The sequence below is a fragment of the Pseudoalteromonas sp. SG44-17 genome (assembly GCF_014164235.1).
GTDB classification, from domain to species: Bacteria; Pseudomonadota; Gammaproteobacteria; order Enterobacterales; family Alteromonadaceae; genus Pseudoalteromonas; species Pseudoalteromonas rhizosphaerae.
In genome coordinates this window covers 94,073-109,804 of sequence record NZ_JACJEV010000007.1, presented here as the reverse complement: position 1 = coordinate 109,804, position 15,732 = coordinate 94,073, and the positions used below count along the sequence as shown (strand labels likewise).

Genomic DNA, 15,732 nt, shown 5'->3' with positions numbered 1-15,732 from the left:
AAACTAAACTCAATCTTTTAGAAACCAATAACTTTCATCTTCACGAGCTAGGTTTACTGTGTAGTGATGTTGATAAAACTCAATTTTAACCTGCCCTTTTTCAGCTGTTGTATATTGTAAAGCGTGCTGCTTAGCATAACGTGCTAAAACTTCTGTACGTGGAAATTGCCACTGCCCTTTATATGCCGTTGAATGAATAACAACCTCAGGAGCAACCGCATGAATAAATGCATCACTTGATGAGGTATTACTACCATGGTGAGGACTCAATAATACCGTACTTTTAAGCACACCTTGCTGCTGGATTAGTTGTGCTTCTCTTTTTGTTGAAATATCACCAGGAAGCAAAACACTGAACCTGCCATCACTGATATGCACTACACAAGAGTTATCATTGTCAGTTATTAAATGCTGTGCCGGCTCGCTCACGGTAATGATTAAGTCATAAAAACTATATTCGCCCGCTCTGCAAACTTGCTCTGGGCCAGTTGGTTGTAGCAATTTAAAAGTATGCTGGTAACCATGCTCTAACCAATGGGTAAGCCCTCCGGCATGGTCTTTATCCATGTGGCTAATAAGCGAAACTTCAACATCAATACCGTTTCTTTTTAAATAGGGTATTAAGGTGCTATTGACCCGCGTAAATGTATTAAAATAAATTGGGCCAAGATCATAAATAAAACCTTTGTCTTGATTACTGACTAACACCATGGTGCCATGACCCACATCGAATACATTAAGCTGCCAGCGCGGTTTGGTCAGTAAATAGTGATCGAGTACAACCAGTAGTAATGGTATGCATGCCAACAAACGCCAGGGCAAAAAACACACAATTATTGCTGCAATATAGCTACTAACAAGCAATTGCTGGCTAAAATTTGTGGTATCAAACCAACGAAAATTCTGTGGGATCAACAATAAGAGCTGATAAATATGCTGTAATAATGAATCAAACACACTAATCAACCCGCTAATATCAATAAATACACTGATTGCGGAAAATAATACTAAGCAAGGCATGATAATAAAACCAAGTAATGGGATAGCCACTAAATTAACAACTAAGCCAATTACGCTGACCCCATTGAAATAATAAAGCGATAGCGGTAATAAACCAATAAACAAAGCAAACTGTAGGGTAATGAGTGTTTTTATGATGGCTAAAAAGCCGGAGCTGGTTATGGTTATGACACTAAAAACCCAAAAGATAATTGCTACCGCAGTGAATGAAAAATAAAGTCCTGGATTAAGTAAACTAAATGGGTCGATGAGCAATACACATACTAATGCAAACAAGATAAATCGCCAGCGCAGTGCCTGTTTAGCAAAGTAATAAATAACTAAATAACATCCTAACATGATCAAAGCGCGAGTTGCCGATACGATAAAACCACTTAAGTACACATAACTAAAAGCAAGCACAAATCCACCTAAACTATAAATAAGCGACAAATTGATCTGCTGTACTGTTGGTTTAACCACAAAAATAAAAAAACTTATTAAGTAGCGGGTTATAAAAAAACCGATACTAAACATCAAGCCAATATGTAATCCAGAAATGGCTAATAAATGGCTAATACCAAATTGTTGTAATTCTTGCTTTTGTGAAAAACTCATAGCACTGCGGTCGCCAGTCATTAGCGGATAATACAGCCAATTTAGCGAGTTATGTTGGTAGGTGTGTTTGATAAAATCACGGTATTTTTCAATTAGGTCAGCTTCATAGTTATTAGAGATTTCGATAATACTACCAACTTGCTTGCCTTTAAAAAATAGTCGCTCACTAAATGCGTAACGCTCTTTATCAAACACATCATAATTTTTTTGGCTGCGATATTTTTCTAATTCAAGCCACGTTTTAACATGATCACCCACCTTAAGTAACTGGTCGTTATTAAAAGTCAGCAATGCAAAAGGAGGCTTAATATTTGATAGAGGTTGATTATCTATCTTATTGAGCCGAACTTTTAAATAATAGTGATCACGCTGAGAAATAACCTCAACAATCGTAATATTACTTAGATATGGTTTATTTTCATCCAAAGCCAAGCTGGAAATTGCGTAGAAGCTGGTAAAATGTACCCATACACACAAAATTCCACAAATAAAACCTAACAATACACTGTAAAACGGCTTAAAATAGAGACTCGCAATTAACAGAGATAACGCGAAAACTGTAAATACAAGGGTCTGATAATAAAAAACGGTTATAATACAACCAACGACAAACCCAACGCTTAACCAAACAGATGTAAATGGTTGCTTTAAATGGCTAAAAAAACGATCCAACGGTTTTTACCCGATCACAATAAAGTTAAACATCATAAATATTTAAAAATTTTTGGTCGTTTACTCCACGATGCCAATCTATGGCATTTAAATCGTCGTTCAGCTCGTGGGGCATTTTCCGTCGGTTTATTCTTTGCTTTCATTCCGGTTCCTTTTCAGATGGTGCTTGCTGCTGCATTGGCAATTCCGTTACGAGTAAATCTTCCTATTTCTGTCGCAGTAGTTTGGATCACTAATCCGCTAACCATGCCACCTATCTTTTATTGTTCGTATTTAATTGGCACATTAGTGTTAGGACAGCCGGAACAACATTTTGCATTTCAACCAAGTTGGCAATGGTTTATGGAAAGCTTAACAACTATTGGCCCTGCTTTTTTAGTTGGCTCTTTGATCAGTGCTTGTATCGCATCAGTAATAGGCTACTTCGGTGTTGATTTACTATGGCGTCGTTCAGTGCGTAAAGCATGGTTAAATCGTCATAAAAAATAACTGTTTCTAATTTAAAGTATAGACAAAAAAAACCCTGCTTAGCAAAGCAGGGTTTTTTTTCAATACTAAGTGACCGTTAATGCTGGATCACCCAGTAATAATTTCAAAAACTAACGAAATATACGACGTAGACCAACTAGAGGAAGTAATAATAACGTATACCAAGGGAAACTAGACGATTGACGCTCATATGTGTCAGTTTCAGGATCAGAGCAGCTATCAATAGTCCCATTAATAGGAGATAACTTCACTGGCACAGCAATACTTTCGTATTCTATCTCACCATTAATATCACGAACAATACCACCTAATGAATCAGTTTTTTCTACTGTTTTAGTAGCAACACCAAAAATTTCATTTTTATTGTTAATCACTTTCGCTTCTGCAACGACATAACCATAACGAGTTTCACCGTCTGCTTCATAGCAAGGCAGTAAATCATTTATGTTTGTAATCGCATCTTCACCAATCTTGTACAGGAAACCTTCTCGGCGACGCGCACCAACATTAAATACGTCAGTTTCACCTTCACCAACAATATAACCATTATCATTAATATCATTGGCAACTGAAGTAGAACTATTAAAGAAATCTTTTGGGAATACAGTACTGCTGCTGGCAATATCATGATAGAAAAACTTAAGACGATCAGCGCCTTCAATTCTTTTTATACCATAGCCAACAATAATGTTATTTTCATTAATGGCTACTGACTTACCACCAGTCCAATCATCTTCTTGATTGAGGATTTCAACAACGTTACCGTCTTTGTAATAAACAGGTAATGCTCTGATTGTTGACGATCTATCATTATCACGAATGTCAGAGTAACCAGCAACAATGCCATTACTATTAACAGCGAGTGCATTACTTATAAATGCAAACCCGTCATCCTCTTCTGGCGTAAGGCCTAAACCAAGCGGTTCAGTTTTAGTAATATTTAAGTTTGTATCAAGTGTCCACTTAATAGCACGGCTATCAAACAGTCGTGATGATGTACTTCTATGCAAATTTTCAATACAAACACTGACAGGTTCATCTTCACCATCACAGTTATCATCAATATTTTCTTGTCTATCAACTGGGATCCCCGTTGATACTTGCCCGACTACAATATATCCTGTGTTGGTTTTAACTATACCGTTGGCTGAACTTAAGCCGCCATGTTCAGCATATTCTGGCACTAATGGCACATTTAAACCGGATGGTGATATAACAACGCCACGGGAGATAAAATCACGCACAAATTGTGTTTCTTCTTCAGTTTCACCATCAGGAAGAAAACTGGTTTTTTCATAAGGCGCACTGCCCCAACCTACGGTAATACCGTCTTCTGCTACTGCATTATAGTTATTGCTAACTGATCGTGTTAGGCCATCATAATCAACTGATGCAACATCAAAAAGAACTTGTTCTTGCGCTATACCGTCCAAAATATTGTAACCGATGATATTAGCCAATTTTTGATATTCTGGGTTGTTAGCTTGTGCTGATAAAAATGAAAGCATAAAACTATGTGCGTCTGGGTTAGTCGCCGCTGCATTATTGTTTTCAATATCATCTAAGGTAAAGGTAATTTCTTTATCAATTAACTCAAAGTAGTTTTCTTGGTTGCTATATGCATTTTTAATTAAGTTATCTGTAAAATCGATGTAACTCACATCTATGGGTAAGTTATATAAGCCGTTAGACTGCCCGATAATATAGCCGCTTTCGCTGACATCTTTTACGTAATTATGCTTGGCTTCGTCTAAAGAACTCAGCTCTGTCAACTGATATGTTGCACTGATTGCTGATGTACTCATCGTAGCTAGAATACTAGCCGCGAGTAATTTATATTTCATTTTAGTCCTTACTACTGATTCTTTAAATCTTCAAGTTCTTCCCAGCGCTCCAGAGCGGCTTCAAGGTCAGACTCAAGTTGTGCTAAATGGTTCAATTCTTTGGTTGTCGCACTGGCATCTTGTTTAAAGAAATCAGCGTCATTAACCACAACTTGCTGCGCTTCTAATGCTTGTTCAAGTTGTTCCAGCTTACTGGGTAATTGTTCTAATTCAAGTTTTAATTTGTAAGAGAGTTTATTACTTTTGTTATCTGCTTTAGCCACAGGAGCTGGTGCAACGACTGCTTCTTTTTTAGCAGGTGTAGTTAGCTGTTTTTTTTGTTCCTGTGATAAATAATTAGCATAGGCTTCATAATCACTGTAACCACCGACAATATCTGTAATTACCCCATTACCTTCAAATGCCCAAACACTGGTACAGGTATTATCAATAAACTCACGGTCATGGCTTACAATTAACACGGTTCCCTGATACTGATTAATAATATCCTCTAACAGCTCGAGGGTTTCTATATCTAAATCATTGGTCGGCTCATCAAGCACAAGAATATTTGATGGTTTTAAAAATAGTTTAGCTAATAATAAGCGATTTTTTTCACCGCCAGAGAGTGCTTTAACCGGTGTACGTGCACGCGCAGGCGGGAATAAAAAGTCTTGTAAATAACCGAGTACATGACGTGAGCGTCCGCCCATCATTACTTCTTGCTTACCTTCGGCAACGTTATCTTGTACGGTGGCTTCTTCATCAAGCTTTTGGCGGTATTGATCAAAGTAAGCAAACTCTAAGTTCACCCCTTGCTTAACAATCCCTGCATCAGCTTCAATATCACCAAATAGCAGTTTTAATAAAGTCGTCTTACCAATACCATTAGGGCCAACTAAGCCAATACGATCGCCACGCATAACTAAAGTAGAGAAGTCATTGGCAATTACTTTGTCTTTATTAAATGCATGATTTAGATGTTTAGCTTCAAATACTAATTTTCCTGAACGGTCTGCCGTTTCAATATTGAAGTCAGTTTTACCCACTTGATCAACACGCTGTTTGCGTTCATTACGTAGCTGTTTAAGCTCGCGGACACGGCCTTCATTACGCGTTCGACGTGCTTTTACACCTTGGCGGATCCACGTTTCTTCTTCTGCTAAGCGTTTGTCAAATAATGCGTTTTGCGTTTCTTCTACTTTTAAATCATGGGCTTTTTGCTCTAAATAAGTAGCATAATCGCCAGGGTATGAAATCAGCTTACCGCGATCTAAGTCTAAGATCCGCGTCGCCACTGCACGAATAAACGCACGGTCGTGAGAAATAAAGACAATACCGCCTTTAAACTCTTTTAAGAATTGTTCAAGCCACATTACACTTTCCATATCTAAATGGTTAGTAGGCTCATCAAGTAATAATAAATCCGGCTCACTGACAAGTGCCCGTGCAAGGGCAACTTTGCGTAACCAGCCACCAGAAAGTGATTCAAGTTTGGCTTCTGGTGCTAATTCTAACTGTGTTAATACAAGTTGAATTCTACTATCAAAACGCCAACCATCTGCAGCTTCGAGTTGATTTGATAAACGTTCAAGTTTATTAAGTAGTTTATCTGTGCAGTCAGTTTGTAACTCAGTGCTGACGTGATGAAAATCAATTAATAAATTTGCAATCTCAGGCATACCTTGAGCAACATAATCAAACACCGAGCCACTAGCTCCTTTTGGTGGATCTTGCTCTAGACGAGATATTTTAATACTACCTAACTGATTTATTTCACCATCATCTAAAATAACTTGGCCATCAAGGACTTTTAGTAACGTTGATTTACCCGCACCATTACGACCAACCACACACACACGCTCACCAGTTTCGATGACGGCATCAGCGTTGTCTAACAGTGGATGCGTACCATACGCGAGTTGAGCTTTAGAAATTCTAATTAAATCCATACTATCTGTTTACTCTTATTCTGTTTGCGTAAAAAACTGACGCACATCTTGCGCAGTGAAAGGCCAAAATAATTGCGGGCCTTGATCGCTTTTTAAAACGGGTATACTGGTCTGATATTCTGTAATTAATTCTTCATCACTCATAATATCAACAAGCTGTAAGAGATCATCACCCAACAACGGCGTGATCAAGCCCTGCGCTTGCTCACATAAATGACAGCCATCGGTATGATACAAAATCCACTTAGCCATGGGTTATCAACCAGCTATTATGTATTTTTTTATTGCGTTTAAAGTCAGGAGAAATCGTCTGCTCTGAAATATTAACAGCTTTTAAGCCTAAGCCAATCAAGCCCACTTCATCCATTGTGAAGCCACGCATATTATTCGAGAAAATCAACGTGCCAGATGGACTGAGAATTTTTTTAACCCATGTCAGTAATTTAATATGATCATTTTGTACATCAAAAGCATCTTTCATGCGTTTTGAATTTGAAAACGTTGGCGGATCTAAAAAGATCAAATCGTATTGGCTTGTGGCATGCTCAAGCCACTTCAAACAATCAGCCTGTTCAAAACGATAACGGGTATTACTGATATTGTTCAGGTCAAAGTTATCTTGGCCCCATTTTAAATAGGTTTTCGATAGATCAACCGTGGTTATCGCTTTAGCGCCACCCAGAGCTGCATGTACAGAGGCTGTCCCTGTGTAGGCAAATAAATTCAAGAAGCGTTTATCTTTGGCATTTTCTTGGATATAACGACGAGCAAGACGGTGGTCTAAAAACAAGCCAGTATCTAAGTAATCAAATAAATTGACTTTAAACTTCGCGCCAAACTCCTCAACTACTTGAGTACGATTTTGCTTAGCCATTGGTGTGTATTGCTCTTCACCTTTTTGCTTTTTACGTACTTTTACAGCAATATTTCCAGGTGCGATATTGAGCTGCTGTGAGGTTAACGAAATCACGTCTTGTAAACGTTTATGCGCTGTTACATCGTCAATTTCTTTCGGCGCAGCGTACTCAAATATTACCGCTGAATCACCATAAATATCAACGGCTACATTGTATTCAGGAATGTCAGCATCGTAGACACGATAGGCCTGCACATCATTTTGTTTGAGCCAATTTTTCAAGCCTTGCTTATTCTTTTTAACCCGATTAGCAAACGACATTGAACCTTCAAAGTTCAATGCAGGCTTATCTTCAGTTGTTTGGCTGACTTGTTTGTCATCAAGTTGATATAAATTAAGTACCACATCAAGTGGACCATTTTTAAATTTATAACGCTTGAGTTTCACCAGCTTTAATAATTTAAATAAACTCTCATCCATGCCTAGTAGGGCAAGTTTCCAGTTATTAAAATGTTTTTTAAAGCCTGTACCTAAAGCACTGTGTAAACTTACCAACTCAGCCATCGAACCAATACGTTCACCATATGGTAAATTTGAAATAACCACACCTGGTAATTTTGCCACTGAGGTAAGCTTAGTTGCATCGCTTTGTTTAAACTTGATCACATCACCTAGATCAGCTCTACGAGCATTATCTACTGCTTTGCTTAGTACATTAGCGTCATTGTCATGACCAATAAGCCATAATTTAGGATCTGTAATTTGTGCTGTAAGCTGCTCTTTTAACTCTTTGTATTTAGCAATACGGAAACTTGGTAAGCGCTCAAATGCAAATCCCTCACGGAATAAACCCGGCGCTTCATTACGCGCCATGCCAGCAGCTTCAATCAAAATAGTGCCAGCACCACAGCAGGGATCAAATAGCGGCTGTTGAACATTCTCAAGCCAACCACTGCGTTTGATCAGTGCTGCCGCTAAATGCTCTTTAATAGGTGCCTTACCTTGACCTTCTCGGTAACCACGTTCAGATAAACGCGGCCCTGAATAATCGATATACATGGCCACACCTTGACGCGATAAACGCGCAACAACGCGTACATTGGCATCTTGTTTATCAACATTTGGCCGCTGTTCAAATAAATCATTAAAATAATCAACAATCGCATCTTTGATCACTAAACCTGAGAACTGGGTATTTTTGAGTGAGTCGTTGGTACCATTAAAGTCGACTGCAAAAGTTTGCGTTGGACCAAACCATTCTTGCCAAGGTTGTGAGCGAGCAAAATTGTAAAGGCTTTCTTTATTATTTACGCCCTCCTTCTCTTCGATCAACATCAGCACTCGTGTCGCGAAGCGGCTCATTAAACAGACCTTTTGTGCTAATGTAGTGTCGGCGTCAAAACGCACAGAACCGACTGTTTGTTTGGTCACCGTAGCGCCAATGTCAGTAAGTTCATCAACCAATAAATTTTCGATTCCGATAGAAGTAAGTGCGATAAAATGCAAAGTAATAACCCTTAATAGCTAATTGCGCGGGATTATAACATAGGTTGGGAGACAAACACGCGATAAACAAAGGAACAATAAAAAATATGCTAGGCTGTTTTACTGTTTTGTGCGTGGTTATAAATTGGATGGACACGATTGTTAAGTATACGAATAGCTTCAAATTGATTAAGGCTTAAGTTTTCATCAAGCTTAAAATGCTCAGATAGACAAATGCATAAAGAGGCTTCTTTACAGTGGTCAACAATCAAAAACTCACCACTTTGTTCGCTAGTTTGCAATTTTATAACTGCTTCTATACTGGGCTCATTGCCTTTGTAGGGTTCGAAAAACCAACTTTTTGCCAGCATTGGCTTTAAATAAAATTTAGCTGCTGTCGCATTTAGCGCAATTTGACATAGCTGCGCGCCATTCCATAGATTAAATCCAGCAAGATATTGGTAAACCTGCTGATAAAAGGCGGCATCTTCTAAACTAAAGTTAGGTTGGGTTAAAATAGCATCGGTGAGTTGACGTAGTTTATAAGGCGTGCACAGCTGCATATCTTGATCTAAATCGATCAATAAACGATTTCTTACTGGACAAGCAATCCATTTCCACTGCTTTGATGCTTGTAACATGCGTTCCCTACGCCCTTACTAATTAATCTTATGAATATTGTAGTATAGCGGCTTTTGACCAATTAATATATATTTCTTTAGAACATTTATTGAACGATCAAAAGCTTAAATAACGGATCCTTATAAGCCTTGCAGGATCGTTTTTACCAATTGAGGTCCTTTATATATAAATCCAGTGTATACCTGTACAAGATCTGCACCTGCTGATAATTTTTCTTTCGCACTGGCAGCATCATCAATTCCGCCCACTCCAATGATCGGCAACTTACCTGCGGTTAAACGTTTTAATTCTTGCACTACATGAGTGGATCGCTCACGTACTGGCTGACCTGACAGGCCTCCGGCTTCATCAGCATATTGTTGTCCATGCACCGCAGCGCGCTCTAAGGTAGTATTCGTCGCTATTACACCATCGATGTTGTTATTTAATAATGATTCACTAACTTGAGCTATTTGCACAGCATCAAGGTCTGGAGCAATTTTTACTAGCATTGGCACTTGTTTATTATGTTTGGCGATCAAATCAAGCTGCTCATTTTTAAGGCTTTGCAATAGATCATCCAGTGCAGCACCATATTGCAGATCACGAAGTCCAGGCGTATTTGGTGATGAGATATTGACAGTAATATATGAGGCATGTTCAAACACTTTACGCATACAGTGGATGTAATCGTCTTTACCTTGTTCATTTGGGGTATCTTTATTCTTACCAATATTGATACCTAGAATGCCGTCGTATTTAGCAGCCTTAACGTTATTAATTAGGTTATCAACACCTTTATTATTAAAGCCCATACGATTGATAATTGCATTTGACTCTGGCAGACGGAAAATACGCGGCTTGTCATTACCGACTTGTGGACGAGGTGTCACAGTACCTACCTCAATAAAGCCAAAACCCATCTTTGCAAACGCATCAATACATTCTGCATTTTTATCAAGGCCAGCTGCTAATCCTACTGGGTTTTTAAACTGTAAACCTAAAAATTCGACTGGACGATCTGCCACTGATTGCGACCATGCAGCACTGAATGGGGTATTGTTAAAACGGCGTAAGTTATGAAGTGCAAATTCATGGGCCCATTCCGCATCACGGGTGAACATAAAACGGCGAGCAAGATCGTAAAACATAAATAATCCTCTTAATAAAAAAATACCCCAGACTAGGCTGGGGTATTGTATAACAATTTTAACGATTAACTCATTATTTTCATGTGAGAAAATAACCAGTCAGTGTCAATTGCTTATTTTGCAGATGTATCACAGTTATGACTAAGTAGCATAAGTTCACGTAATGCAACTGAGAACTTAGCAAAATCATGGCTTTGTGAAGTCTTAAATTCAGCTAACATTTGCTTCCAGCGTTGTAGTAACAAATCTTGGCTGTCCATCCACTGATCAATTTGACCGTCAACATCTTTGTTATCACCAGCAAAGTTATTTAAAACAACTTCAGATAGTGTACGTTGTTGCCAATCAAGTTCTTCACGGTATGAAGCGCGGGCCAATGCTTGCCAATGATTCGCCACCGGCTGATGAGTAATTTGGTCAAGGAACCAATGCAGTCCCATCCGTGCACCTAGTTTGAAGTAGGTATTAGATACCATATCAATACTACGCCCTGAATTTGCAGCAACTTCTGCTAAGTCCATTACTGAGAACAAGCTAGAGAGCGATACAATGCGTGTTGCAAGCTCAGCTGGCACTGCACTTTCAATAAGCTTGTCTGCGGCCGCAGATAAACGTTCACTTTCTTTTTCAACCATGTAGTTAGTTAAGTTTGCACTTAAATCAGCGAAGGTCGGTGCAAAGAAGGCAATTGTTTGCTCAATATTTTGCGCTTTATTGCGATGACGTAAGAACCAACGTGTTGCTCGGCGTACTGTACGACGTAACTGATACAACATTTCAGTTTGCACTGCGGCTGGGATCTTGTTATCAAGATCAACAATTGCAGACCAAGTATCACGCATTTGGAATACTTCACTGGCAACAGAGTAACATAACGCTATTTCAGCTTCGTTTGCGCCAGTTTCTTCATGCATACGTACCATGAAGTTCAGACCCATATCGTTAACGATATTATTAGCTAATTTAGTAGCAATAATCTCTTTACGCAGTGGGTGATTATCCATCGCAGTATTGAACTTTTCACGTAGTGGTAAAGGGAAAGACTTCACTAATAGCTGACGATAATATGGATTTTCTGTGATGTCGTCAGTCACGAGTGACTCTTTAAGTACCATTTTAGCGTACGACACAAGCACAGATAACTCTGGGCGAGTTAAATCTTTACCCGCTGCAGCGCGTTCTGCCAACTCTTCATCGCTTGGAATAAATTCAATTGCACGATTTAACTTGCCATCTTTTTCAAGGGCATGAATAAAGCGTACTTTTTCTTTAAGCGTTGATGAGCCTTTTGATTGCGTAATTGACAGTGTATGCGTTTGGCGATAACAATCTTTCAGTACCAGTTGTGCAACTTCATCGGTCATTGAATACAGTAGTTCATCACGTTGTTTACGCGTTAAATCACCGGCTGTAACTAAACCATTAAGTAAAATTTTGATATTTACTTCGTTATCAGAACACGCAACACCACCTACGTTATCGATGAAGTCAGTATTAACGCGACCGCCTTTAGCAGCAAATTCAATTCGTCCTAATTGGGTTGCACCTAAGTTGCCACCCTCACCGAGTACTTTTGCACCAAGCTCACTACCATTGATACGTAGGGCGTCATTTGCACGGTCGCCTACATCTGCATCGCTTTCTTTACTGCTCTTGATGTAAGTACCAATACCGCCATTCCATAATAGATCGAATTCCATCATTAAGAATGCTTTGATCAACTCGTTTGGTGTCATGCTGGCTTTTTTAGTGCCCAACATTTTTTTCATTTCTGGCGTTAAAGTGATTGATTTAGCCGCACGTGAGAACACCCCGCCGCCCGCTGAAATCAAGTCTTTGTTGTAGTCTTCCCACGATGAACGAGGTAAGTTAAATAGGCGCTCGCGCTCTGGGTAAGACGTTGCTGAATCTGGGTTTGGATCAACAAAGATATGCATGTGGTTAAATGCCACTTGTAAACGGATATGCTTGGATAACAACATACCATTACCAAATACATCCCCAGCCATATCACCAATTGCAACTACCGTAAAATCAGTTGTTTGTGTATCAATGTCCATTTCGCGGAAATGACGTTTAACCGATTCCCATGCGCCTTTGGCCGTAATACCCATTTTCTTATGGTCATAACCTACTGAACCACCTGATGCGAATGCATCACCTAGCCAGAAGTTATATTCATTGGCAATGCCATTGGCAATATCAGAGAAAGTAGCTGTACCTTTATCAGCTGCTACAACCAAATATGCATCATCTTCATCATGACGAGTTACATCAACCGGCGGAACAATTTCACCTTGGATAATGTTATCTGTGATATCTAATAAACCACGAATGAAGATTTTGTAACACTCTTGGCCTTCTTTGAAGAATGCGTCACGATCCGTTGGCAGTTGTTTACAAACAAAGCCGCCTTTTGAGCCTACAGGTACAATAACTGTATTCTTTACTTGTTGTGCTTTAACTAGACCTAGTACTTCCGTACGGAAATCTTCACGACGATCTGACCAACGCAGGCCACCACGCGCAACTTTACCACCACGTAAATGCACACCTTCTACACGTGGAGAATAAACAAATATTTCAAATGCCGGTAATGGCAATGGCATATCTGGAATTAAGCTTGGATTTACTTTGAACGACACATAAGACTTAAACTGACCTATGTCATCTTTTTGGAAGTAGTTAGTACGCAGCGTAGCAATGATCATATCGACGTATAAACGAATAATACGGTCATCATCTAAGTTAGCAACGTTTTCAAGTTCTACATAAATTTGCGCAATTAGCTTATCAAGCGTTTTAACACTAGCAGGGCTTTTAACAGAGAACTTTTTAGCAAATAAATTAACAATTTGCGAACCAATGTGCGGGTAATTAGCTAATGTGCTCTCGATGTAGGTTTGCGAGAAAGTAACCCCAACTTGGCGCATGTATTTTGCATAAGCGCGTAAAATTGAGGCTTCGCGACCAGTTAAGCCACCCATTAACACTAAACGGTTAAAGCCGTCATTTTCTAAACGGTTACTCCACACACTAGTAAGTGCGGCACGAAAACGTGCTGATACTTTATCGAAATCTGCAATGCCTTTGCTATCAAGTAGCATTGAGAAATCCATGATCCAGTTGATACGGCCATCGCTGGTTTTAACCGAATAAGGCGTTTCACCAATGACGCGCAAGCCAAAGTTTTCAAGCATTGGCATAACGTCTGATAAATGGATTGGCTCATCTTTGTGGAATAAGCTCAAACGTACAATGTTGCTGTTCGCTTCTTCTTGCGGACGGTAAAACAACATTTCAAGCTTGTTATCGTCATTCAATAGTTCAAGCTTTTCAATATCAACAACAGCGGCACTTGGCAGTACTTCATCTTTGTAAGAACGAGCAAACGCATTACAATATTTGCGGTTTAATTCGTTACCACGTGCTTCACCAGCAGACTCTAACAGTGCTGATTGTAATTTATCTTCCCAAGTACGAGCGGCTTCTACTAAATTATTTTCGATGTCTTTCACGTTATATTCTATATTGTTGTCAGTCACACGCACGGTATAATGAGTACGCGCCAGTGTAGACTCAGAGAAGAAGGTAGTAAATTCGACTTTATCGTCTGAATTAAATGCATTGCCTAAAATATCTTGTGTTTCACGACGCAGTGCTGTGTTATAACGCTCACGCGGAACATAGACCATGCAAGAGAAAAAACGACCATAGGCATCTTTACGCACAAATAAGCGACACATATCGCGCTCTTGTACTTGTAAAACACCCATTGCAACTTCAAGTAACTCGCTTTCACGGGCCTGAACAAGTTCATCACGCGGATAGGTTTCAAGAATATTTAATACCGCTTTATAAGCATGAGTGCCTTTGGCAAAATCACACATTTCCATGATGCGATTTATTTTACTTTTTAAAACTGGCACATCAGCGGCGCTGTTGTTATAAAAACTTGATGAAAACAACCCGATGAAACGGTCTTCGCCAATCACATTCCCCTCATCATCAAAACGTTTAATCCCTACATAATCTATGTATGCTGGGCGATGTACGCGTGATAACGAATTGGTTTTTGTAAGGATCAACAGGTTATTGCTACGGGCTTCTTGACGGGCAACTTCTGGTAATTCAGATAACAGGCGAGAATGCTCTTCGGTTGAATTCTTCATCAAACCTAAGCTGCCCTCGATTTTACCTTTGAGCTGGTAATCGCCTTGTACTGGCGACAAATCGTATTGGCGATAGCCCATTAATGTAAAATTATCTTTTACTAACCAATCTAAGAATTCAACAGTCTCTGCAACTTCACTTGCATTGTTGTTATGGTTACGTTTTGGTAATTCTTTACTGACCGCAATTAACTTTTTGCGGATCGGTTGCCAATCTTCTACCGCAGTAGACACATCGTTCAACACTGACTCAAGCTCTTTTTTGAACGAGTCAATCACTGAAGAATCTGTTTGGCGATCAATTTCGATAAAAAACACTGTTTTTGTAGAGCTAGACTCTTGTTCGGCTTTTAAATTTGATAAAGCCGAAATTTTAGCGTTTTTATCGCGTTGAATCTTAAGTGGGCTGTGTAATAGCAAGTGAGATGCGATATTTTCGCGGGTCATCGCCATACGAACAGAATCAACTAAAAATGGCATATCTTTAGCGATAATTTCGACGATTGTGTGTGATGACTGCCAGCCATCTTTTGCTACTTCAGGATTGAAAACGCGGATCACCGCATCATCAGAGGTATTTTTTTCTAGCGAGTTCCATAGGCTAAGTGCAGCGCCATATAAGTCACTATCATTGCGATGTGCCAAATCTTCTTTAGACATATTGCTGTACAAGGATTTGGCGAATTTCTCAACGAGTAACACATTATCAGCGTGAACTTTTTTCTGGATCAGCTTACAGACATTATCTAAGATAACCGAGGCTTGCCCTTCATTTCGTGTCATTACATGTTCCTTAAATCTATACCACCTACTTAGATGGAAAATTTGTACAGCAATTTATTGTGTGGAGTCAGGCAAATTCTAACCCTTTTAAAATTAATAAACAGCCCTTTC

9 protein-coding genes are annotated in these 15,732 nt (G+C 39.2%); 1 reads left to right on the top strand and 8 read right to left on the bottom strand.

The window, feature by feature from the left end:
• Positions 1–9 precede the first annotated feature (9 nt).
• The gene (locus H5182_RS07550) at positions 10–2,043 is read right to left on the bottom strand and encodes a DNA internalization-related competence protein ComEC/Rec2 (protein WP_310741287.1); all 2,034 of its coding nucleotides are present in this window, start codon (positions 2,041–2,043) and stop codon (positions 10–12) included.
• 225 nt (positions 2,044–2,268) lie between these two features.
• Here H5182_RS07550 and H5182_RS07545 point away from each other — a divergent pair, with 225 nt between their 5' ends.
• Positions 2,269–2,778: a DUF2062 domain-containing protein gene (locus tag H5182_RS07545; RefSeq protein ID WP_145233835.1), complete on the top strand. Its 510-nt coding sequence runs from the start codon at positions 2,269–2,271 to the stop codon at positions 2,776–2,778.
• Between the two features lie 110 nt (positions 2,779–2,888).
• Here H5182_RS07545 and H5182_RS07540 read toward each other — a convergent pair whose 3' ends face one another.
• The 7 genes from H5182_RS07540 to H5182_RS07510 form a co-directional block, all read right to left on the bottom strand.
• A complete protein-coding gene (locus H5182_RS07540; protein ID WP_145233833.1) occupies positions 2,889–4,622 on the bottom strand; it encodes a DUF3466 family protein in 1,734 nt (577 codons plus the stop codon).
• An 11-nt stretch (positions 4,623–4,633) separates the two neighbouring features.
• Entirely contained in the window at positions 4,634–6,553 is a 1,920-nt protein-coding gene (locus tag H5182_RS07535) for an ABC transporter ATP-binding protein (protein WP_145233830.1), read from the bottom strand.
• Positions 6,554–6,568: 15 nt separating this feature from the next.
• Complete coding sequence (locus tag H5182_RS07530) at positions 6,569–6,805, bottom strand: glutaredoxin family protein (protein ID WP_182730950.1); 237 nt, start codon at positions 6,803–6,805, stop codon at positions 6,569–6,571.
• Complete coding sequence (gene rlmKL, locus H5182_RS07525) at positions 6,798–8,915, bottom strand: bifunctional 23S rRNA (guanine(2069)-N(7))-methyltransferase RlmK/23S rRNA (guanine(2445)-N(2))-methyltransferase RlmL (protein ID WP_182730951.1); 2,118 nt, start codon at positions 8,913–8,915, stop codon at positions 6,798–6,800. Before rlmKL ends, H5182_RS07530 begins: the two co-directional genes overlap by 8 nt.
• Before the next feature lie 89 nt (positions 8,916–9,004).
• The gene (locus H5182_RS07520) at positions 9,005–9,535 is read right to left on the bottom strand and encodes a cell division protein ZapC domain-containing protein (protein WP_145233823.1); all 531 of its coding nucleotides are present in this window, start codon (positions 9,533–9,535) and stop codon (positions 9,005–9,007) included.
• Positions 9,536–9,655: 120 nt separating this feature from the next.
• Positions 9,656–10,666, bottom strand: a complete 1,011-nt coding sequence (pyrD, locus tag H5182_RS07515; RefSeq protein ID WP_145233821.1) for a quinone-dependent dihydroorotate dehydrogenase — start codon at positions 10,664–10,666, stop codon at positions 9,656–9,658.
• Positions 10,667–10,779: 113 nt separating this feature from the next.
• Positions 10,780–15,621 (bottom strand): NAD-glutamate dehydrogenase, encoded by a 4,842-nt coding sequence (locus H5182_RS07510; RefSeq protein ID WP_182734765.1) that lies wholly within the window; start codon positions 15,619–15,621, stop codon positions 10,780–10,782.
• Positions 15,622–15,732: the final 111 nt, after the last annotated feature.

What these genes read in the sequence shown, in the direction of transcription:
- H5182_RS07545 (WP_145233835.1), top strand. Translation starts at nt 2,269, where the DNA reads ATGGCTAAAAAAACGATCCAACGGTTTTTACCCGATCACAATAAAGTT.
- H5182_RS07540 (WP_145233833.1), bottom strand. Translation starts at nt 4,622, where the DNA reads ATGAAATATAAATTACTCGCGGCTAGTATTCTAGCTACGATGAGTACA.
- H5182_RS07535 (WP_145233830.1), bottom strand. Translation starts at nt 6,553, where the DNA reads ATGGATTTAATTAGAATTTCTAAAGCTCAACTCGCGTATGGTACGCAT.
- H5182_RS07530 (WP_182730950.1), bottom strand. Translation starts at nt 6,805, where the DNA reads ATGGCTAAGTGGATTTTGTATCATACCGATGGCTGTCATTTATGTGAG.
- H5182_RS07520 (WP_145233823.1), bottom strand. Translation starts at nt 9,535, where the DNA reads ATGTTACAAGCATCAAAGCAGTGGAAATGGATTGCTTGTCCAGTAAGA.
- pyrD (WP_145233821.1), bottom strand. Translation starts at nt 10,666, where the DNA reads ATGTTTTACGATCTTGCTCGCCGTTTTATGTTCACCCGTGATGCGGAA.
- H5182_RS07510 (WP_182734765.1), bottom strand. Translation starts at nt 15,621, where the DNA reads ATGACACGAAATGAAGGGCAAGCCTCGGTTATCTTAGATAATGTCTGT.